This window comes from Leclercia adecarboxylata (assembly GCF_006874705.1).
Lineage (GTDB): Bacteria > Pseudomonadota > Gammaproteobacteria > Enterobacterales > Enterobacteriaceae > Enterobacter > Enterobacter adecarboxylatus_C.
In genome coordinates this window covers 352,276-373,738 of sequence record NZ_CP035382.1, presented here as the reverse complement: position 1 = coordinate 373,738, position 21,463 = coordinate 352,276, and the positions used below count along the sequence as shown (strand labels likewise).

General features: G+C 56.1%; 14 protein-coding genes. 8 read left to right on the top strand and 6 right to left on the bottom strand.

Annotated elements, in window-relative coordinates; genetic code table 11:
• Positions 1 to 7: 7 nt before the first annotated feature.
• Positions 8 to 808: a 2-keto-3-deoxy-L-rhamnonate aldolase gene (gene yfaU / locus ES815_RS02780; RefSeq protein ID WP_142486528.1), complete on the top strand. Its 801-nt coding sequence runs from the start codon at positions 8 to 10 to the stop codon at positions 806 to 808.
• 5 nt (positions 809 to 813) lie between these two features.
• On the opposite strand, the gene yfaE is transcribed toward yfaU, so the two are convergent.
• From yfaE to ubiG, 4 genes are all read right to left on the bottom strand, one after another.
• A complete protein-coding gene (yfaE, locus tag ES815_RS02775; RefSeq protein WP_142486527.1) occupies positions 814 to 1,068 on the bottom strand; it encodes a class I ribonucleotide reductase maintenance protein YfaE in 255 nt (84 codons plus the stop codon).
• Entirely contained in the window at positions 1,068 to 2,198 is a 1,131-nt protein-coding gene (nrdB, locus tag ES815_RS02770; RefSeq protein ID WP_142486526.1) for a class Ia ribonucleoside-diphosphate reductase subunit beta, read from the bottom strand. Before nrdB ends, yfaE begins: the two co-directional genes overlap by 1 nt.
• 81 nt (positions 2,199 to 2,279) lie before the next feature.
• Positions 2,280 to 4,565, bottom strand: a complete 2,286-nt coding sequence (nrdA, locus tag ES815_RS02765; RefSeq protein ID WP_142486525.1) for a class 1a ribonucleoside-diphosphate reductase subunit alpha — start codon at positions 4,563 to 4,565, stop codon at positions 2,280 to 2,282.
• A 334-nt stretch (positions 4,566 to 4,899) separates the two neighbouring features.
• Positions 4,900 to 5,628, bottom strand: coding sequence for a bifunctional 2-polyprenyl-6-hydroxyphenol methylase/3-demethylubiquinol 3-O-methyltransferase UbiG (gene ubiG / locus ES815_RS02760; RefSeq protein ID WP_142486524.1), 729 nt, complete (start codon positions 5,626 to 5,628; stop codon positions 4,900 to 4,902).
• Positions 5,629 to 5,760: 132 nt separating this feature from the next.
• On the opposite strand from ubiG, the gene gyrA reads away from it, so the two are divergent.
• Together gyrA and rcsC are read left to right on the top strand one after the other, a co-directional pair.
• Positions 5,761 to 8,397 carry a DNA topoisomerase (ATP-hydrolyzing) subunit A gene (gyrA, locus tag ES815_RS02755; protein ID WP_142486523.1) on the top strand — a complete coding sequence of 879 codons (2,637 nt, stop codon included), beginning with the start codon at positions 5,761 to 5,763 and terminating at the stop codon, positions 8,395 to 8,397.
• A 143-nt stretch (positions 8,398 to 8,540) separates the two neighbouring features.
• Positions 8,541 to 11,387, top strand: coding sequence for a two-component system sensor histidine kinase RcsC (gene rcsC, locus ES815_RS02750; protein WP_142486522.1), 2,847 nt, complete (start codon positions 8,541 to 8,543; stop codon positions 11,385 to 11,387).
• A 110-nt stretch (positions 11,388 to 11,497) separates the two neighbouring features.
• Here rcsC and rcsB read toward each other — a convergent pair whose 3' ends face one another.
• Positions 11,498 to 12,148: a response regulator transcription factor RcsB gene (gene rcsB / locus ES815_RS02745; RefSeq protein WP_032612710.1), complete on the bottom strand. Its 651-nt coding sequence runs from the start codon at positions 12,146 to 12,148 to the stop codon at positions 11,498 to 11,500.
• A 16-nt stretch (positions 12,149 to 12,164) separates the two neighbouring features.
• Positions 12,165 to 14,837, bottom strand: coding sequence for a phosphotransferase RcsD (gene rcsD, locus ES815_RS02740; protein WP_142486521.1), 2,673 nt, complete (start codon positions 14,835 to 14,837; stop codon positions 12,165 to 12,167).
• A gap of 740 nt (positions 14,838 to 15,577) precedes the next feature.
• Between rcsD and ES815_RS02735 the strand changes: the two genes are divergently transcribed.
• From ES815_RS02735 to ES815_RS02715, 5 genes are all read left to right on the top strand, one after another.
• A complete protein-coding gene (locus ES815_RS02735) occupies positions 15,578 to 16,690 on the top strand; it encodes a porin OmpC (protein WP_142486520.1) in 1,113 nt (370 codons plus the stop codon).
• A 120-nt stretch (positions 16,691 to 16,810) separates the two neighbouring features.
• Positions 16,811 to 17,863, top strand: a complete 1,053-nt coding sequence (gene apbE / locus ES815_RS02730) for an FAD:protein FMN transferase ApbE (protein WP_142486519.1) — start codon at positions 16,811 to 16,813, stop codon at positions 17,861 to 17,863.
• Positions 17,864 to 17,935: 72 nt separating this feature from the next.
• Entirely contained in the window at positions 17,936 to 19,000 is a 1,065-nt protein-coding gene (ada, locus tag ES815_RS02725) for a bifunctional DNA-binding transcriptional regulator/O6-methylguanine-DNA methyltransferase Ada (RefSeq protein WP_142486518.1), read from the top strand.
• Complete coding sequence (gene alkB / locus ES815_RS02720; protein WP_142486517.1) at positions 19,000 to 19,650, top strand: DNA oxidative demethylase AlkB; 651 nt, start codon at positions 19,000 to 19,002, stop codon at positions 19,648 to 19,650. Before ada ends, alkB begins: the two co-directional genes overlap by 1 nt.
• Positions 19,651 to 19,726: 76 nt before the next feature.
• Positions 19,727 to 21,370, top strand: coding sequence for a multidrug ABC transporter permease/ATP-binding protein (locus ES815_RS02715; protein ID WP_142486516.1), 1,644 nt, complete (start codon positions 19,727 to 19,729; stop codon positions 21,368 to 21,370).
• Positions 21,371 to 21,463: the final 93 nt, after the last annotated feature.

Here is a 21,463-nt window from a genome sequence, read left to right as displayed (position 1 = left end):
ACTTATTATGCAAAACGTTCTTTCCAACCCCTTTAAGCAGGCTCTGCGTAACGGGGAAACGCAGATCGGGCTGTGGCTGAGCTCCACCTCATCTTATATGGCGGAGATCGCGGCGACCTCTGGCTACGACTGGCTGTTAATCGACGGGGAGCATGCGCCGAACACGGTGCAGGATCTCTACCACCAGTTGCAGGCGATTGCCCCTTATGCCAGCCAGCCGGTGATACGCCCGGTTGACGGTGACCGCAGCCTGATCAAACAGGTGCTGGATATTGGGGCCAGGACGCTGCTGATCCCAATGGTCGACAGCGCCGAACAGGCCCGGGAGATCGTCTCCGCTACGCGCTATCCGCCGCTGGGCGTACGCGGCGTGGGGGCCGGCGTGGCGCGGGCGGCGCGCTGGGGACGGGTGGAGAACTACATGGCCCGGGCCAACGACGAGCTGTGCCTGCTTATTCAGGTGGAGAGCAAAGCCGCACTGGATAATCTGGATGCGATTCTGGAGGTGGAAGGAATTGACGGGGTGTTTATCGGTCCGGCCGATCTGTCGGCTTCGCTGGGCTATCCCGACAACGCCGGTCATCCGCAGGTGCAGGCCATTATCGAGCAGGCGATCCGCCGGATCCGACACACGGGTAAAGCCGCGGGCTTCCTGGCGGTGGAGCCTGAGATGGCGACGCGTTGTCTGGCGTGGGGGGCGAACTTTGTTGCCGTCGGGGTCGATACCATGCTCTATACCGGAGCGCTGGACGAGCGGCTGGCGCTGTTCAGATCCGGCAGCGCCCGGGCCAGTAAAAGCAGCTACTGACCGGGTTACATTTCGATTTCGATATCACCTTTTGCCCGGCAGCAGCAGGGCAAAATTTCCCCTTCGTTGATGAAGGCCAGCGGTTCGGTGATCCAGTCGACCTGACCGGTCACCAGGCGGCAGCGGCAGGAGCCGCAATAGCCTTCACGACACTGGTATTCGACCTCAATCTGGTGGGATTCCAGCGCAACGAGCAGGGAAGGGTGTTCTTCCTGGCACAGGAGTTCTGTGCCAGTAAGACGAAGCGTCACGCGGCTCATCAGAGCTGGAAGTCGCTCAAATCGTCGGTGTTGACTTCGGAGTCAATCTGACCGACCAGGTAGGAGCTGACTTCCACTTCCTGCGGCGCCACCTGAACGTTATCGGACACCAGCCAGGTGTTGATCCACGGGATTGGGTTGGAGCGGGTCTGGAACGGCAGGTCGAGGCCCACAGCCTGCATGCGGATGTTGGTGATGTACTCCACGTACTGGCAGAGAATATCTTTGTTCAGGCCAATCATGGAGCCGCCCTGGAACAGGTATTCCGCCCACTCTTTCTCCTGCTGTGCCGCCTGGACAAACAGGTCATAGCTCTCCTGCTTGCACTCTTCAGCAACCTCGGCCATCTCCGGATCGTCCACGCCGCTGCGCAACAGGTTCAGCATATGCTGGGTGCCGGTCAGGTGCAGGGCTTCATCACGGGCGATCAGACGGATGATTTTGGCGTTGCCTTCCATCAGCTCGCGTTCCGCGAAGGCGAAGGAGCAGGCGAAGCTGACGTAGAAGCGGATCGCTTCCAGGGCGTTAACGCTCATCAGGCACAGGTAGAGCTTTTTCTTCAGCTCACGCAGGTTCACGGTGACGGTTTTACCGTTCACGGTATGGGTGCCTTCACCCAGCAGATGCCAGTAGCTGGTCATCTCGATCAGGTCGTCATAGAAGTGGGCAATACCCTGCGCGCGCTTCAGGATCTGATCGTTGGTAACGATATCATCGAACACAATCGCCGGATCGTTGACGATATTACGGATGATATGGGTGTAGGAGCGGGAGTGGATCGTCTCGGAGAACGCCCAGGTCTCGACCCAGGTTTCCAGCTCAGGGATAGAGATCAGCGGCAGCAGCGCCACGTTCGGGCTACGACCCTGGATGGAGTCCAGCAGCGTCTGATACTTCAGGTTGCTGAGGAAAATGTGCTTTTCATGTTCCGGCAGGGCCTGGAAGTCGATGCGGTCGCGGGAAACGTCAACTTCTTCCGGACGCCAGAAGAAGGAGAGTTGCTTTTCAATCAGCTTTTCGAAGATGTCATATTTTTGCTGATCGTAGCGTGCCACGTTGACCGGCTGGCCGAAGAACATCGGCTCTTTGAGCTGGTCGTTTTTCGTCTGTGAAAAGGTGGTGTATGCCATGAGTGTGTCCTGTGAGAGATTTTGTAGGTCGGGCAAACAAAATCGTAGGCCGGGTAAGCGTAGCGCCACCCGGCATTTACATTAAATCTTACATGCGCCGCTTTCGCAGCCATCATCCTGAATGGACGGGGCCAGATCGTCCTGCGCATCTTCCGCACCGTCACGGGTGTTTTGATAGTACAGGGTCTTCACGCCGAATTTATAGGCGGTAAGCAGGTCTTTCAGCAGCTGCTGCATCGGCACTTTCCCGGACGGGAAGCGTGACGGATCGTAGTTGGTGTTCGCAGAGATCGACTGGTCGATAAACTTCTGCATGATGCCCACCAGCTGCAGGTAGCCGTCGTTATTTGGCATTTCCCACAGCAGCTCGTAGTTGTTTTTCAGCAGCTCGTAGTCCGGCACCACCTGACGCAGGATCCCGTCTTTCGAGGCTTTGATGCTCACGTGGCCGCGCGGCGGCTCGATGCCGTTGGTGGCGTTGGAGATCTGCGAGGAGGTCTCGGACGGCATCAGGGCAGAGAGCGTGGAGTTACGCAGGCCGTGGGTTTTAATGGACTCACGGAGCGCTTCCCAGTCCAGGTGCAGCGGCTCGTTGGCGATCGCGTCCAGGTCTTTCTTATAGGTGTCGATCGGCAGAATGCCTTTGGCGTAGGTGGTTTCGTTGAACCACGGGCAGGCACCCTGCTCGATAGCCAGATCGTTGGAGGCCTTCAGCAGGTAATACTGAATGGCTTCGAAGGTCTGGTGCGTCAGGTTGTTGGCGCTGCCGTCGGAATAACGCTTGCCGTTTTTCGCCAGCCAGTAGGCATAGTTGATCACGCCAATGCCGAGGGTACGACGACCCATTGCACCGCGTTTTGCCGCCGGGATTGGGTAATCCTGATAATCCAGCAGCGCATCCAGGGCACGTACCGCCAGCACCGCCAGCTCTTCCAGCTCGTCGAGGCTGTTAATCGCACCCAGGTTGAACGCGGAGAGCGTACAGAGGGCGATCTCGCCGTTTTCGTCGTTCACATCTTCCAGCGGTTTGGTCGGCAGGGCGATCTCCAGGCACAGGTTGGACTGGCGCACTGGGGCAACGACCGGATCGAACGGGCTGTGGGTGTTGCAGTGGTCAACGTTCTGGATGTAGATACGGCCAGTGGAGGCACGCTCCTGCATCATCAGCGAGAACAGCTCAACCGCCTTCACGCGCTGCTTGCGGATGCTGTCGTCGTTTTCGTATTGAACGTACAGGCGCTCAAACTCATCCTGATCGGCAAAGAAGGCGTCATACAGGCCCGGAACGTCGGATGGGCTGAACAGGGTGATGTCGCCGCCTTTCAGCAGACGGGTGTACATCAGCTTGTTGATCTGAACGCCGTAGTCCATGTGACGCACGCGGTTTCCTTCCACGCCACGGTTGTTTTTCAGTACCAGCAGGCTTTCAACTTCCAGGTGCCACATCGGATAGAACAGGGTCGCTGCACCACCGCGCACGCCGCCCTGAGAGCAGGATTTCACCGCGGTCTGGAAGTGTTTGTAGAACGGAATACAGCCGGTGTGGAACGCTTCACCGCCGCGAATTGGGCTGCCCAGCGCGCGAATGCGACCGGCGTTGATGCCGATACCGGCGCGCTGGGAAACGTATTTCACGATGGCGCTGGAGGTGGCGTTAATGGAGTCCAGGCTGTCGCCGCACTCGATCAGCACACAGGAGCTGAACTGGCGGGTTGGGGTGCGCACGCCGGACATAATTGGCGTAGGCAGAGAAATCTTGAACGTGGAGACCGCATCGTAGAAACGCTTCACGTATTCCAGACGGGTTGCACGCGGGTAGTTAGAGAACAGGCAGGCGGCGACCAGAATGTAGAGGAACTGGGCGCTCTCGTAGATTTCGCCGGTCACACGGTTCTGGACCAGGTATTTACCTTCCAGCTGTTTTACCGCGGCGTAGGAGAAGTTCATATCACGCCAGTGATCGATAAACCCGTCCATCTGCTTGAACTCTTCTTCCGTGTAGTCTTCCAGCAGATGCGTGTCGTATTTGCCCAGCTCAACCATCTTCACCACATGATCGAACAGCGCTGGCGGCTCAAACTGGCCGTAGGCTTTTTTACGCAGGTGGAAAATGGCCAGACGGGCAGCGAGGTACTGATAATCCGGTGCTTCGCGGGAGATGAGATCCGCTGCCGCTTTGATGATGGTTTCGTGGATATCAGAGGTCTTGATGCCGTCGTAGAACTGGATGTGGGAGCGCAGTTCAACCTGGGAGATAGATACGTTGTTCAGTCCTTCTGCTGCCCAGTCGAGAACACGATGGATTTTGTCCAGATTGATACGCTCGGTAGCACCGTCGCGCTTTGTCACCAGCAGACTCTGATTCATGTGGGTTTTTACCTGTCCGTGAAAAAAAGAAATATCCCCCGTTTATCCACAGGTTGTTGTGGATAAATACTATATATAGGGGTTTCGCATTAAGCATAACGCAAGATGGTGAGTATTCTAGTAAGGATTCTTTTCAGTACAAGAGTTGATTTTGAGGTTAAATTGAGGTTGTCAAAGCGTAAAAAAGCGTAAGTCCTCGTACCGTAAGGCCTGGACGTGATGTCAATAATTTAGAAAAAAAAATGAAAATTTGATCGACTGCTGATTTCTTCAACGGGTGGTCAAAAATGCGCAACGGGGGGTTGCGCATTCGTTAGAAAAAGAGTGGATATTCTTAGTCTTTTTTTGCGGTGGTATGGAGCATGTAGTTCACGTCCACGCCCGGCGCCAGTTTGAACTTGTCGGTCAGAGGATTGTAATGCAGACCGGTCATGTGCTGCTCTTTCAGCCACGTGCCGTCAACCCAGCTCAGTAATTCCGCCGGTTTGATGAATTTTTTCACGTCATGCGTACCTTTTGGCACCATCCGCAGCACGTACTCCGCGCCGACCACCGCCATCAGCCACGCCTTACCGTTGCGGTTGATAGTGGAGAAGAACACCTGACCGCCCGGCTTTACCAGCGCCGCACAGGCTTTGACTACCGATTGCGGGTCGGGAACGTGCTCCAGCATCTCCATGCAGGTGACGACGTCAAACTGATGGGCATGCTTTGCGGCGTGCTCCTCAACCGTTTCCTGCATATACTCTACCTGAATGCCGCTTTCCAGCGCATGCAGTCGCGCCACCTGCAGCGGCTCGAAGCCCATATCCAGTCCGGTCACCGTGGCGCCTTCGCGCGCCATGCTCTCGGCGAGAATGCCGCCGCCGCAGCCTACATCGAGCACCTTTTTACCGAACAGGCCGCCGGAACGCTCCGCGATATAGCCCAGACGCAGGGGGTTAATGCGGTGCAGGGGTTTGAACTCACCTTCAAGATCCCACCAGCGCGAGGCGACGGCTTCGAATTTAGCGATCTCTTCATGGTCAACGTTGGGAGCCACCGGGGATTTTTCCGCATTCATGGACGCTTTTACTCCGTAATTTAAAGACGAGGAAGTATATCAGGATAACAAAGCAAATTAGTTTAAACCTGAGCGGGTGTGTTATAATTTCCGACCTTTGAATCCGGGATACAGTAGAGGGATAGCGGTTAGATGAGCGACCTTGCGAGAGAAATTACACCGGTTAACATCGAGGAAGAGCTGAAGAGCTCCTATCTGGATTATGCGATGTCGGTCATTGTTGGCCGTGCGCTGCCGGATGTCCGCGATGGACTTAAGCCGGTACACCGTCGCGTACTATACGCCATGAACGTATTGGGCAATGACTGGAATAAAGCCTACAAAAAATCTGCCCGTGTCGTTGGTGACGTAATCGGTAAATATCACCCCCATGGTGATACTGCAGTTTATGACACCATCGTCCGTATGGCACAGCCATTCTCACTGCGTTACATGCTGGTTGATGGTCAGGGTAACTTCGGTTCTGTCGACGGCGACTCCGCCGCGGCGATGCGTTATACGGAAATCCGTATGTCGAAAATCGCCCATGAGCTGATGGCCGATCTGGAAAAAGAAACCGTTGATTTCGTCGATAACTACGACGGCACCGAGCGCATTCCTGATGTGATGCCAACCAAGATCCCTAACCTGCTGGTAAACGGTTCTTCCGGTATCGCCGTAGGTATGGCCACCAACATTCCACCGCACAACATCACGGAAGTGATCAACGGCTGTCTGGCCTATATTGACGATGAAGAGATCAGCGTTGAAGGGCTGATGGAACACATCCCGGGCCCGGACTTCCCGACCGCCGCCATCATTAATGGCCGTCGCGGTATTGAAGAAGCGTACCGTACCGGTCGCGGCAAGATCTATATTCGTGCCCGCGCCGAAGTCGAAGCCGACGCGAAAACCGGCCGTGAGACTATTATCGTCCACGAAATTCCGTATCAGGTGAACAAAGCGCGCCTGATCGAGAAGGTTGCCGAGCTGGTTAAAGAGAAACGTATTGAAGGGATCAGCGCGCTGCGTGATGAGTCTGACAAAGACGGCATGCGCATCGTGATTGAGATCAAACGTGACGCGGTAGGGGAAGTGGTTCTTAACAACCTGTACTCCCTGACTCAGCTTCAGGTCTCCTTCGGCATCAACATGGTTGCGCTGCACCATGGTCAGCCGAAGATCATGAACCTGAAAGACATTCTGAGCGCGTTCGTGCGTCACCGCCGTGAAGTGGTGACCCGTCGTACCATTTTCGAACTGCGTAAAGCCCGCGATCGCGCGCACATCCTTGAAGCGCTGGCGGTTGCGCTGGCGAACATCGATCCGATCATCGAGCTGATTCGTCGTGCACCAACCCCTGCCGAAGCGAAAGCGGGCCTGATCGCGCAGCCGTGGGATCTGGGCAACGTCTCTTCCATGCTGGAGCGTGCCGGTGACGACGCCGCGCGTCCTGAGTGGCTGGAGCCGCAGTACGGTATTCGCGATGGCAAATACTGGCTGACCGAGCAGCAGGCTCAGGCGATTCTGGATCTGCGTCTGCAGAAACTGACCGGCCTTGAGCACGAAAAACTGCTCGACGAGTACAAAGAGCTGCTGGCACAGATTGCTGAACTGCTGCATATCCTGGGCAGCGCCGATCGTCTGATGGAAGTGATCCGTGAAGAGCTGGAGCTGGTCCGCGATCAGTTCGGCGATGAGCGTCGCACCGAAATCACGGCGAACAGCGCTGATATCAACATCGAAGACCTGATCAACCAGGAAGACGTTGTTGTGACCCTGTCTCACCAGGGCTACGTGAAGTACCAGCCGTTAACCGACTACGAAGCACAGCGTCGTGGCGGTAAAGGCAAGTCAGCGGCACGTATTAAAGAAGAAGACTTTATTGACCGCCTGCTGGTGGCCAACACCCACGACACCATCCTCTGCTTCTCCAGCCGGGGTCGTCTGTACTGGATGAAGGTTTATCAGCTGCCGGAAGCGAGCCGTGGCGCGCGTGGACGTCCAATCGTCAACCTGCTGCCGCTGGAGCAGAACGAGCGTATCACCGCTATTCTGCCGGTTCGCGAGTACGCGGAAGGCGTGAACGTGTTTATGGCGACCGCCAGCGGCACGGTGAAGAAGACCGCCCTGACCGAATTCAGCCGTCCGCGTTCTGCCGGCATTATTGCCGTCAACCTGAACGAAGGCGACGAACTAATTGGTGTGGATCTGACCTCCGGTTCCGACGAAGTGATGCTGTTCTCTGCCGCCGGTAAAGTCGTGCGCTTCAAAGAGAGCGCAGTGCGCGCCATGGGTCGTACCGCGACCGGCGTGCGCGGCATCAAACTGGCGGGCGAAGACAGCGTCGTCTCCCTGATTGTTCCGCGCGGCGAGGGAGCGATCCTGACCGTTACGCAGAATGGCTACGGTAAACGTACTGCCCAGGACGAGTATCCAACCAAGTCCCGCGGCACGCAGGGCGTTATCTCGATCAAAGTGACCGAGCGTAACGGCTCCGTTGTTGGTGCGGTGCAGGTTGATGATACCGACCAGATCATGATGATCACCGATGCGGGTACGCTGGTGCGTACCCGCGTGTCAGAGATCAGTGTGGTGGGCCGTAACACCCAGGGCGTGATCCTCATCCGTACCGCGGAAGATGAAAACGTGGTGGGTCTGCAGCGCGTTGCTGAGCCGGTGGATGACGAAGAGCTCGACTCTATCGACGGCAGCGTAGCGGAAGGTGATGATGAGATCGCACCCGAAGCCGACACCGACGACGATGTAGCGGATGACGCTGAAGAGTAATGTCATCTGACGATAAAGGGCCGGTCTCCGGCCCTTTTCTTTTGCAGCTACACGCAATTGCAGACAACCGAACATTGCGACCGCGCCCGTTTACCGCTACCTTAAGCCATTCCTTTTGACCCTGATGGCGGAGCCTCGCCCCCTTGAAATACCTCGTCTCCTTTCGAACCACGCTGAAAGTCTCTCGCTATCTATTTCGGGCGCTGGCGCTCCTGATCTGGGTGCTGATCGCCCTGTTTTCGGTGTTTTACATCGTCAACGCGCTGCACCAGAAGGAGTCGGAGATCCGTCAGGAGTTCAACCTCAGTTACGATCAGTCCCAGCGCTATATTCAGCGCACCGCCGACGTCATGAAGGAGCTCAAGTATATCGCTGAGAACCGTCTGACGGCAGAAAATGGCGTACTGGCCAGCCGCGGGCGCGACAGCAAAACCGAGGTGCCCAATTTTGAGCCGCTGTTCCCCGATTCTGACTGCTCGGCGATGGGTTCAGCATGGCGAGGTTCGCTGGAGTCGCTGGCCTGGTTTATGCGCTACTGGCGCGACAACTTCTCGGCAGCCTACGATCTGAACCGGGTCTTTCTGATTGGCAGCGAAAACCTTTGTATGGCCAACTTTGGCCTGCGTGACGTGCCGGTGGATCGTGACAACGCCCTGAAAAGCCTGCACGAGCGGATCATGAAATACCGGAATGCCCCGCAGGATGAGCGCAGCAATAATCTGTTCTGGATCAGCCAGGGCCCACGTCCAGGAGTAGGGTACTTCTACGCGATGACGCCGGTCTACCTGGCAAACCGCCTGCAGGCGATGCTCGGCACCGAGCAGACTATCCGCATGGAAAACTTTTTCACCCCTGGCAATTTGCCAATGGGCGTGACCATTCTCGATGAAAACGGCCATGCGCTTATCTCGCTGGCGGGGCCGGAAACCCGCCTCAAGGTTGACCCTCGCTGGATGCAGGAGCGTTCCTGGTTTGGTTATACCTCCGGTTTCCGCGACCTGGTGCTGAAAAAGAGCCTGCCGCCTTCGTCGCTGAGCATCGTCTATTCCGTGCCGGTGGATCTGGTGCTGGAGCGTATCCGCATGCTGATCCTCAACTCGGTGTTGCTGAACGTGCTGGTGGGGATTGCCTTGTTTACTCTCGCGCGGATGTACGAGCGCAAAATCTTTATCCCGGCGGAAATCGACGCCCAGCGCCTCGAAGAGCATGAGCAGTTTAACCGCAAGATTGTTGCCTCTGCGCCGGTAGGGATCTGTATTCTGCGCACCCTGGACGGCACCAATATCCTCAGTAACGAGCTGGCGCATAACTACCTGAATATGTTGACTCATGAGGACCGGCAACGGCTGACGCAAATTATCTGCGGGCAGCAGGTCAACTTCGTCGACGTGCTGACCAGCAGCAACACCAACCTGCAGATCAGCTTTGTGCACTCGCGCTATCGCAATGAGAACGTCGCCATCTGCGTGCTGGTGGATGTCTCCGCGCGCGTCAAAATGGAAGAGTCGTTGCAGGATATGGCTCAGTCGGCTGAACAGGCCAGCCAGTCGAAATCGATGTTCCTCGCCACCGTCAGCCACGAGCTGCGCACCCCGCTATACGGGATTATCGGTAACCTCGATCTGCTGCAGACCAAAGAGCTGCCGCGGGGCGTTGACCGTCTGGTGACGGCGATGAATAACTCCTCCAGCCTGCTGCTGAAAATCATCAGCGATATTCTCGACTTTTCCAAGATCGAGTCCGAGCAGCTGAAAATTGAACCGCGTGAATTCTCCCCACGCGAGGTGATGAACCATATCAGCGCCAACTACCTGCCGCTGGTGGTGCGTAAGCAGCTGGGGCTGTACTGCTTTATTGAACCGGACGTGCCGGTATCGCTGCAAGGCGATCCAATGCGCCTGCAACAGGTGATCTCCAACCTGCTCAGCAACGCCATTAAGTTCACCGACATGGGCTGCATTGTAATGCATGTCTCCAGGGCAGGGGACTACCTGAGCATTCGCGTGCGTGACACCGGGGTAGGTATTCCGGCCAAAGAGGTGGTCAAACTCTTCGACCCGTTCTTCCAGGTGGGGACGGGAGTTCAGCGAAACTTCCAGGGTACAGGGCTGGGGCTGGCGATTTGTGAAAAACTGATCAGCATGATGGACGGCGATATCTCGGTGGATACTGAGCCGGGTATGGGCAGCCAGTTCACCATCCGCATTCCGCTCTATGCGGCGCAGTCACCGACCACTGGGCTGGTGGATGGATTAAGCGACAAACGCTGCTGGCTGGCGGTCAATAACGCCTCGCTGTATGCCTACCTGGAATCCCTTCTGACGCCGCACGGTATTCGCGTGGCGCGCTACGCCGGACAAACGCCGGACGCGGAAGATATGCTCATCACCGACGATGAGCTGAAGCAGCCGTGGCAGGGCAAAGCAGCGGTGATCTTCTGCCGTCGCCATATCGGTATTGCCCAGGAGCGCGCCCATGGTGAGTGGGTGAACAGCGTAGCCTCGCCGCACGAACTGATTGCGCTGCTGGCGCGGATCTACCGCGTGGAAATGGATGCAGGCGATGGCTCGACGGCGCTGCCGTCGCCGGAATCGGCGCAGTCGCTGAATGAAGACATGATGATCCTGGTGGTGGATGACCATCCAATTAACCGTCGTCTGCTGGCCGATCAGCTGGGCTCGTTGGGCTATCAGTGCAAAACCGCTAATGATGGTGTGGACGCGCTGAACGTTCTGAGTAAAAACCACATCGACATCGTTCTGAGCGATGTGAACATGCCGAACATGGACGGCTATCGCCTGACCCAGCGTATTCGCCAACTGGGCCTGACCCTGCCGGTGGTGGGCGTCACCGCTAACGCGCTGGCGGAAGAGAAGCAGCGTTGCCTGGAGTCGGGAATGGATAGCTGTCTTTCCAAGCCGGTAACGCTGGACGTGCTCAAACAGACGCTGTCGGTGTATGCGGAGCGGGTGAGGAAGACGCGGGGATAAAAAAAAGCCCATTTCTGGGCTTTTTTTATTGCCCGGCGGCGCTTCGCTTGCGCGGGCCTACGGGCAGTGTAGGCCGGGTAAGCGTCAGCGCCACCCGGCGTTTTGCACAACTACTCTTTATCAGCAGGACTCAGCGTCACGGAAGAGAGGTAGTTCAGCAGGGCGATATCGTTTTCTACGCCCAGTTTCATCATCGCGGATTTTTTCTGGCTACTGATGGTCTTGATGCTGCGGTTCAGCTTCTTGGCAATCTCGGTAACCAGGAAACCTTCGGCGAACAGACGCAACACTTCGCTCTCTTTCGGCGACAGACGTTTGTCGCCGTAGCCGCCAGCGCTGATTTTTTCCAGCAGGCGGGAGACGCTTTCCGGGGTAAATTTCTTCCCTTTCTGCAGCGCGGCCAGCGCTTTTGGCAGATCGGTTGGTGCGCCCTGTTTCAGGACAATCCCTTCAATATCGAGATCCAGAACGGCACTTAAAATTGCCGGGTTGTTGTTCATGGTCAGCACGATGATCGAAATACTTGGGAAGTGACGCTTGATGTATTTGATAAGCGTAATCCCGTCACCGTATTTATCTCCAGGCATGGAAAGGTCGGTGATGAGCACGTGCGCATCAAGTTTTGGCAGGTTATTAATCAGTGCTGTGGAATCTTCAAATTCGCCGACTACATTCACCCACTCGATCTGTTCAAGTGATTTGCGAATACCGAACAGTACAATCGGATGGTCATCGGCAATAATTACGTTCATATTGTTCATGTATAGGGCTACCTTGCTACAGCAAGCTTTTGACATAGTCGTCAATGTCGCTGATGTATTTTTCTATGCTGGCGGCATCTTTCTCACGAATAAGATGTTCCAGCGTTTCACATAATTGCTTGCCTGGAACCAGATTAAGCATGGCAAACACCCCTTTGAGCCGGTGTGCTGTCTGAGCCAGCGCTGCGAAGTCGTTCGCGGCGGATTCAGTATACAACCTCTTAACATCATCTGGTACTGTGTCTACGAAGAGAGAATAATAGCCGCTGGCCTGCAGTTCGGCATTTTCATTGCCGCCCAGTGGGGATTCCGGGATCGTTTCCTGCGCCAGCTGCTCCTCTATTAGTTGTAGTACAGCTTCCTGCATCGCATTGCTCATATTAAAGTTGACGCGCACCTGGCCGGGGCCAATTTTTCGCACGCCAGGCTCATCATCGCTTAAAAGCAAGCCTGAGGCAGTAAGATTAGACGGATTATCCGTTAAAAAGAGATCATATTCTTGACTTGCCAGCCTTTCGTCCGGGGAAATACAGGTCGCACCCCAGTTTTCCAGCTGGCGAACCACGATACTGCGGATCTCATTCGACGTCACATCCACCATGATCACTACCTCGTCCAGCAGGCCCTCATCATCCTCTGCTTCCTGCGGCGTGGCCGGCATTTTGACGTGCAGTGAATAACGGGTGCCCAGCGATTCACGGGCTTTAATATTCAGGTGGCCGCCAAGCTTACGCGCCAGCTGATCGCACAGCCAGAAGGTGAGAGCGTTGGCTTTGCCGTAATTATCGCTCTGAGTATCATTCAGGAACGGGAAGTGCAGGTTGTCGATTTCACTGGCCGTAACCCCTTCACCGGTATCAAGGATACGGAAGGTGAGACGGTCATCGGCTGATTCATCGCTGCTCACCTCAAGCGTAATTTTGCCGATCTGGGTGGTGGTCACCGCGTACTGGATCAGCATCAGCAGAATACGACGCAGCGCGTCACGGTCGCCGTGGCGTTCATCATTGGCCCGCAGCGGGTTGTTAATCAGCAGCTGCAGTCCCTTACGCTTGATCACCGGCAGCACTTCCGGCACCACTTCATCAATCAGATCCTGAATCGAGAACAGCGTTGCGGTGCTCTTCCAGCTGTCATTTTCCAGCATATTGGCGAGCTGGATCTCATCCACCAGCCGCACCAGCGTATCGGCATGCCCCGACAGCTGCAGGCTTTCCGGGCTGGTTAACTGGGCCGCTTCGCTGGCCAGCGCCTTCAGAGGCAGTTTAAAGGCATCGCCAATATTCTGCATAAAGGCCGCGCGGCCCTGCTGGTTCTTCTCATACAGCCTTTGCGCCTGTTTGAGCTTTTTATTCACCAGCACCTCGCGATCCTGATCGCGAATGATAAAGATCTGCGTGCGTGACGCCACCTGGCTGCGGAACTGGCGGATCTCATACAGCTCATTATTAATGGTGGCCTGAATCACGCCCTGATGCTGATCGGCCATGCTGGTGATGTTCTGCAGATTCAGGTGCGGCAGCAGGTGATCGGCGATTTTGTTGCTGATCACCGTGCGGTTGGCTTCCTGGTCGTGTACCAGCAGGCCGAGCGGCAGCACCGAGACAATCTCTTCATTGAGCGCGCGCAGCACGCGCAGCTCGTTGCTGGTACCTGCGGCGACGGGGGCATCGCTCTGGCGGCCTGGCTGCGAGCGGAAGGTGGTGTAACCAAACAGCGCCAGCGCCAGCAGGCCGATATTAAGCAGCAGCGGCAGCAGGATATTTTGCAGGGTGTCCAGCAACAGGGTACCAAAAGGGACCTGCCAGACCAGGCGCATACCGGTCGTGTTCAGCGAGGAGGCAATCTCGATTTTCGATCCGTTAAAGGAGATCGAGACGCTTTCGGGGCTCTCTTTGTCCGTCGGCGCGCGCAGGTTTTGCCCCGAGGAATCCTGTTCCAGGCGGAAGCTCTCAAGCGGCATATCCGGGGGGATCAGATCGTTGATCGGCAGATCGAAGGCCACCACCGTTGCCAGATGCCCTGGCTGATTGAAGGTAGTGCGCAGGGTAAAGTAGTAGCCATTTTGCCAGGCCAGGCGGCGCAGGGAAGAGAAACTTTCACGCTCATCCAGGGCATTGGCCTGCTGCAGCATCTCTGCGCGACGGGAGTCGACAACGGTGCCCACCGACGACTCTTTAAAACCGGAGGAGAGATCTTTTAGCGGCAGGGTGGAGATCAGGATCATGCTGTTGTCCTGACCATTGAGATAGTACATCGACCAGGGAACGGTCTCCGCTCCCCATAGCGTATCAAGATAGGTCGACATGCGCTGGGTCATTTCCAGCGTGGCGCTGTCGTGCGAACCGAAAATCAGGGCTTCGGTTTTGCGCCGCGTTTTCTCCAGATAATACACATCCTGCTTCAGCCGCGTCTCCTGCAGCCCTTCTGCGGATGCGGTTGTCGGCGTGGCGGCGATGTTGTCGTAAATCTGCCAGGTTGCGTAGCGCCAGGTGTCGATACGTTTATGCAGCGCGTGGCTGATATCGACAATCTGATAGCTTTTATCTTTTAACCAGGTGTTCACCGCGCTCTGCACCATCACGCCCATGGTCACTAACAGCACAACGATCAATAGAAGAAAGAAACGGGTAATGCTGCCCGGAAGCAGGGAGAATTTGTTCGCGGCTGTGGTTTCAGACTGACTCATTGATGTGGTTAACCCGTTATGGCTGCGCTTCAGGCGAATAGGGCAGTATAAAGCGTAATAATCGAATTTCCAGCCTCACGCTACTTCCGGGGCTGACTTTTTCGTCCTGTTGCGCAAGACGAAAAGGATTGTCTTAAATCTGTACGGTTAAACCATAATTGTACAAATAACTAACAATATAGTGGAAAAATAGCACGAATAAACAAGAAATTAAATTACCCGTTCAATTTTCAGGACTAAAAATAGCACCCTAAGATTTAATTAATAGTCGTTATAGTTTCGGGTGGGTAGCACAGATATTTTAAATTTGCGTAAAGAAGGGTAAAAAAAAACCGAATGCATTGCATTCGGTTCAATTCGGGATAAACAGACATTCAAATTTGAATGACGGTAATAAATAAAGTTAATGATGATAGCGAGAGATATTTTAGTAGCCGGCTGCCTTTTTGTTTTGGCAATCAGTGCTATAATAAATTTTTTGTTAAGTTAATGATTTTAAATATTAATTTTAAGATTTTGATTTATGGTGCTTTATTTTTTAACTTATTGTGCGGCAAAAAAGTTCCCTCAAATTTACAAAATGAAACATCTATACGGCAATATGAAACATCTTAAAAGTTTTCGTATCATATTCTTGTTGGATTATTCTGTATTTTTGCGGAGAATGAACTTGCCGACTGGTTAAGAGGGTTAATCAGTAAGCAGTGGTAATAAAAGACATATAACAGAGGGTTAAAATAATGAAAGTTAAAGTACTGTCCCTCCTGGTACCAGCACTGCTGGTAGCAGGCGCAGCAAATGCGGCTGAAATTTATAACAAAGACGGCAACAAATTAGATCTCTACGGCAAAGTAGACGGTCTGCACTATTTCTCTGATGACGATAGCGCTGATGGCGATCAGACCTACATGCGTCTCGGCTTCAAAGGCGAAACTCAGGTTAACGATCAGATCACTGGTTACGGTCAGTGGGAATACCAGATTCAGGGCAACACCACCGAGAGCGACGACCAGTCCTGGACTCGTGTGGCCTTTGCAGGTCTGAAATTCGCTGAAGCAGGTTCTTTCGACTACGGTCGTAACTACGGCGTGATTTACGACGTCACTTCCTGGACCGACGTTCTGCCAGAATTCGGCGGCGACACCTACGGTTCCGACAACTTCATGCAATCCCGTGGTAACGGTGTTGCTACCTACCGTAACCAGGACTTCTTCGGTCTGGTTGATGGCCTGAACTTTGCTCTGCAGTACCAGGGTAAAAACGGCAGCGTCAGCGGTGAAAACGACACCGGTCGTAGCACTCTGAAACAGAACGGTGACGGCTTCGGCGGCTCCCTGACCTATGATCTGGGCGAAGGCTTCAGCGTCGGTGCGGCAGCAGCGTCTTCCAAACGTACCGCAGACCAGAATGCCTTTGGCGTTTACGGCGAAGGTGACCGTGCTGACGTGTACAGCGGCGGCCTGAAATATGACGCGAACAACCTCTACCTGGCCGCGCAGTACTCCCAGACTTACAATGCGACCCGTTTCGGTGACTCTAAGTCCAGCCGTAGCGATGCAATCTATGGTTTTGCTAACAAAGCCCAGAACTTCGAAGTGGTTGCGCAGTATCAGTTCGACTTCGGCCTGCGTCCATCCGTGGCTTACCTGCAGTCCAAAGGTAAGGACATCGATAACTATGGCGACCAGGATCTGCTGAAATATGTTGATGTTGGCGCGACTTACTACTTCAACAAAAACATGTCCACCTATGTGGATTACAAAATCAACCTGCTGGATGATAACTCCTTCACCGACCGTGCAGGCATCAGCACTGATGACATCGTAGCCCTGGGTCTGGTTTACCAGTTCTAAGTCTTACGCAGTATTGCAAAAGGGGCCAACTGGCCCCTTTTTTTGGTCTTACTATCAGCCCCTTACAAAGCCTGCTTTTTAGTGTACTCTTGCCGGTCTCAGGCTTGAGGATAATAACGAATGGAAATTACTTTTCTGCGTGTCGGCTTTCTGGCGACACTGTTTATGTTGTCTGCGTGCGATGCCCCCGCTCCTCCGGCTAAGGCCGACACCGCCGCAACGGTGCTGGAAGGGAAAACCATGGGCACCTTCTGGCGCGTCAGCGTGATTGATCTCTCTGCTGCCCGGGCTGAAGAGCTACGCGGTAAGATCCAGTCCCAGCTGGATGGTGACGACCAGCTGATGTCCACCTATAAAAATGACTCTGCCCTGATGCGTTTTAACCAGTCCCAGAGCACCTCCCCCTGGCCGGTGAGCGAAGCGATGGCGGATATTGTCACCGAATCGCTGCGGGTGGGCTATAAAACCAACGGCGCGATGGATATCACCGTCGGCCCGCTGGTTAACCTGTGGGGCTTTGGCCCGAACAAGCAGCCGGTGAAAACTCCCGACCAGGCGCAGATTGACGATGCCCGGGCGCAAACGGGCCTGCAGCATCTGACGGTGATAAATCAGTCCGGCAAGCAATACCTCGAAAAAGATATCCCCGATCTGTTTGTCGATCTCTCAACGGTGGGTGAGGGCTATGCTGCCGATCACCTGGCCCGGCTGATGGCCGAAGAGGGGATCTCGCGCTATCTGGTGTCAGTTGGCGGGGCGCTGGTCAGCCGCGGCATGAACGCCAGCGATAAGCCCTGGCGCGTGGCGATCCAAAAACCCACCGATCGGCAAAATGCCGTCCAGGCCATTGTCGATATCAACGGCCACGGCATCAGCACCTCCGGCAGCTACCGTAACTATTATGAGCTGGACGGAAAACGCATCTCCCACGTCATTGATCCCCAGACCGGTCGCCCGATTACGCACAATCTGGTGTCGGTGACGGTAATCGCCCCTACGGCGCTGGAAGCCGATGCCTGGGATACCGGTCTGATGGTGCTGGGGGCTGAGAAAGCCAAAGAGATCGCGCGTGAGCAGGGGCTGGCGATCTATATGATCGTCCGCGAAGGGGAGGGCTTTAAAACCTGGATGTCTCCGCAGTTCTCCAGCTTCCTCGTCAACGGGGCGAATTAAAAAGCAAGGTTGCGGGTTTTTGTCGGGTGGCGTTCAGGCAGGCTAGGCGTATGCTTATATAAGGAGCCGATCATGAAAAAGCCGAACCTGATGAATGACGATCAACGCTGGCTGGCGGTGCTGGCCCGCGATGGCCATGCCGATGGTCAGTTTGTGTTTGCCGTACAGACCACCGGCATCTTCTGCCGTCCCTCCTGCCGGGCGCGCCACGCCCTACGTGAAAACGTTCGCTTTTACCCCGATGCCCGCCAGGCAGTGCAGGCGGGTTTTCGCCCCTGCAAACGCTGCCGCCCGGATCAACCGGATCCCCAGGCGCAGCGGATCGCCACCATCGAAAAAGCCTGCCGGTTACTGGAGCAGGAGCAGCCCCTGACCCTCGAGAGGCTGGCGCAGGAGGTGGCGATGAGCCCCTGGCATCTTCATCGTCTGTTCAAATCCTTCACCGGGATGACGCCGAAAGCCTGGCAGCAGGCGGCCAGGGCGAAACGGCTGCGCGACGCCCTGACGCAGGGTGAAAGTATTACCGACTCCGTGCTGGCAGCAGGTTTTCCCGACAGCAGCAGCTATTACCGCAACGCCGATGCCACCCTGGGAATGACCGCGAAGCAGTACCGCAGCGGCGGGGAGGAAACCACCGTGCGCTATGCTTTGAGCAACTGCACGCTGGGACGTTGCCTGGTGGCGGAGAGCACGCGGGGCGTCTGTGCGATTCTACCCGGGGATGATGACAGCGCCCTGATTGCCGAGCTGGAAACGATCTTTCCTCACGCCCGGCGAGAACGGGCGGATGCCGCCTTCGCCGCGCGCGTCGCCCAGGTGATCGCCAGCGTGGATAACCACGCCGTGGCGCTCGCCCTGCCGCTGGATATTCGCGGCACCGCCTTTCAGCGTCAGGTCTGGCAGGCCCTGCGCGCTATACGTAGCGGAGAGACGGCAAGCTATCAGCAGGTGGCCAACGCCATTGGTCATCCCGGTGCGGTGCGGGCGGTGGCCCGGGCCTGCGCCGCCAACAAGCTGGCGATTATTATTCCCTGTCACCGGGTGGTACGGAGCGACGGCGGGCTGTCGGGCTACCGCTGGGGTACGGCCCGTAAAGCGGCACTGCTGCGTCGCGAAGCCAAAAAAGAGGAGGTGTGATGCTCGATTTGTTTGCAGATGCTGAGCCCTGGCAGGAGCCGCTGGCGCCGGGGGCGGTGATCCTGCGCCGCTTTGCCCTGACGCGGGCCACCGCCTTAATGCAGGGGATCGAACAGGTCGCCAGCGCCTCGCCGTTCCGCCAGATGGTCACCCCCGGGGAATACACCATGTCGGTGGCGATGACCAACTGCGGCGGGCTGGGCTGGACCACTAACCGGCACGGCTACCTCTATTCAGCGGACGATCCGATCACAAATGCGCACTGGCCGCCGATGCCGGACGCTTTTGCTGCCCTGTGCCACGATGCCGCCTGCGCGGCGGGTTATCCCGACTTTCAGCCGGATGCCTGTCTTATCAATCGCTACGCCGTCGGGGCTAAACTGTCGCTGCATCAGGATAAGGATGAGGCCGACCTGCGGGCGCCGATTGTCTCAGTCTCGCTCGGCCTGCCCGCGGTGTTTCAGTTCGGCGGATTACGCCGTAACGATCCGCTTCAGCGCCTGCTGCTGGAGCATGGTGACGTGGTGGTGTGGGGTGGACCATCCCGCCTGTTTTATCATGGCATTCAGCCGCTTAAACCCGGAGAGCACCCTCTGACCGGCGACTGTCGCTACAACCTCACCTTCCGCCAGGCGGCGAATAACGAATAAAAATAAGAATTATTCTTGATGTAAGTGGCGAGCAGTTTACACTGCTGGCTGATTTTTCTTGTCTGGATTGCTCTGCATGGAACTCCTGTTACTGGTCTGGCGCCAATACCGCTGGCCGTTTATCGCGGTGATGGCGCTCAGCCTGCTCAGCGCCGCGCTGGGTATTGGGCTTATTGCCTTTATTAACCTGCGTTTAATTGAAACGGTGGACACCACCCTGATGGTGCTGCCGGAATTTCTCGGCCTGCTGGTGCTGCTGATGGCCGTCACCCTGGGTTCGCAGCTGGCGCTCACCACCCTCGGCCACCACTTCGTCTACCGCCTGCGCAGCGAGTTCATCAAGCGTATTCTGGATACCCAGGTTGAACGCGTCGAGCAGCTGGGCAGCGCCTCGCTGCTGGCCGGGTTGACCAGCGATGTACGCTCAATCACCATCGCCTTTGTGCGTCTGCCGGAGCTGGTGCAGGGGATTATTCTGACCTTCGGATCGGCCGCCTATCTGGCCTGGCTCTCCACCAAAATGCTGGCGATCACCGCTCTGTGGATTGCGATCACCATCTGGGGCGGCTACCTGCTGGTGTCGCGCGTCTACAAGCACATGGCGGTGCTGCGCGAAACCGAAGATAAGCTCTATAACGACTATCAGACAGTGCTGGAAGGGCGCAAAGAGCTGACCCTTAACCGCGAGCGCGCCGAGCACATCTTCAATAACCTCTATATCCCGGATGCCCGTGAATATCGCCACCACATTGTGCGGGCCGATACCTTCCACCTGAGCGCGGTCAACTGGTCCAATATCATGATGCTGGGAGCGATTGGCCTGGTCTTCTGGATGGCCAACAGCCTGGGCTGGGCAGATACCAATGTCGCCGCGACCTACTCGCTGACCCTGCTGTTCCTGCGCACGCCGTTGCTCTCCGCCGTCGGCGCGCTGCCGACCCTGCTCAGCGCCCAGGTAGCCTTTAACAAGCTGCGCAAGTTTGCCCTCGCACCGTACAAAGCCGAGTTCCCGCGACCTGAAGCCTTCCCGGACTGGCAGACCCTGGAGTTGCGCAACGTCACCTTCAAATATCAGGACAACGACTTCTCCGTCGGGCCGGTGAACTTAACCCTTAACCGCGGCGAGCTGCTGTTCCTGATTGGCGGTAACGGCAGCGGGAAATCAACGCTGGCAATGTTGCTGACCGGCCTGTATCAGCCCCAGTCGGGCGAGATCCTGCTGGACGGTAAGCCGCTGAGCGCCGAAAAACCGGAAGATTACCGCAAGCTGTTCTCTGCGGTGTTTACCGACGTCTGGCTGTTCGATCAGCTGCTGGGCCCGGAAGGCAAGCAGGCCGATCCGGCGCTGGTGGAGAAGTGGCTGGCGCATCTGCAAATGTCGCACAAGCTGGAGTTGCAGGATGGCAAGATCCTCAACCTGAAGCTGTCGAAAGGGCAGAAGAAGCGCGTGGCGCTGCTGCTGGCGCTGGCGGAAGAGCGCGACATCATTCTGCTGGATGAGTGGGCCGCCGATCAGGACCCGCATTTCCGCCGCGAGTTCTACCAGGTGCTGCTGCCGCTGATGCAGCAGATGGGCAAAACCATTTTTGCCATCAGCCATGACGATCACTACTTCATCCATGCCGACCGCCTGCTGGAGATGCGCAGTGGACAGCTGACCGAGCTGACCGGCGCCGAGCGTGATGCCGCGTCGCGTGATGCGGTGGCACGTACCGCCTGAGTGTCAAAATGCCGGGTGGCGGCTTTGCCGCCCCCGGTCTGCAACTGCCGATTTTTTGCTCTTCCCGCCGATTCGTTTATTAAAATTTACACA

Coding starts and splice junctions, on each gene's coding strand:
- yfaU (WP_142486528.1), top strand. CDS start 8: ATGCAAAACGTTCTTTCCAACCCCTTTAAGCAGGCTCTGCGTAACGGG.
- yfaE (WP_142486527.1), bottom strand. CDS start 1,068: ATGAGCCGCGTGACGCTTCGTCTTACTGGCACAGAACTCCTGTGCCAG.
- nrdB (WP_142486526.1), bottom strand. CDS start 2,198: ATGGCATACACCACCTTTTCACAGACGAAAAACGACCAGCTCAAAGAG.
- nrdA (WP_142486525.1), bottom strand. CDS start 4,565: ATGAATCAGAGTCTGCTGGTGACAAAGCGCGACGGTGCTACCGAGCGT.
- ubiG (WP_142486524.1), bottom strand. CDS start 5,628: ATGAATGCGGAAAAATCCCCGGTGGCTCCCAACGTTGACCATGAAGAG.
- gyrA (WP_142486523.1), top strand. CDS start 5,761: ATGAGCGACCTTGCGAGAGAAATTACACCGGTTAACATCGAGGAAGAG.
- rcsB (WP_032612710.1), bottom strand. CDS start 12,148: ATGAACAATATGAACGTAATTATTGCCGATGACCATCCGATTGTACTG.
- rcsD (WP_142486521.1), bottom strand. CDS start 14,837: ATGAGTCAGTCTGAAACCACAGCCGCGAACAAATTCTCCCTGCTTCCG.
- ES815_RS02735 (WP_142486520.1), top strand. CDS start 15,578: ATGAAAGTTAAAGTACTGTCCCTCCTGGTACCAGCACTGCTGGTAGCA.
- apbE (WP_142486519.1), top strand. CDS start 16,811: ATGGAAATTACTTTTCTGCGTGTCGGCTTTCTGGCGACACTGTTTATG.
- ada (WP_142486518.1), top strand. CDS start 17,936: ATGAAAAAGCCGAACCTGATGAATGACGATCAACGCTGGCTGGCGGTG.
- alkB (WP_142486517.1), top strand. CDS start 19,000: ATGCTCGATTTGTTTGCAGATGCTGAGCCCTGGCAGGAGCCGCTGGCG.
- ES815_RS02715 (WP_142486516.1), top strand. CDS start 19,727: ATGGAACTCCTGTTACTGGTCTGGCGCCAATACCGCTGGCCGTTTATC.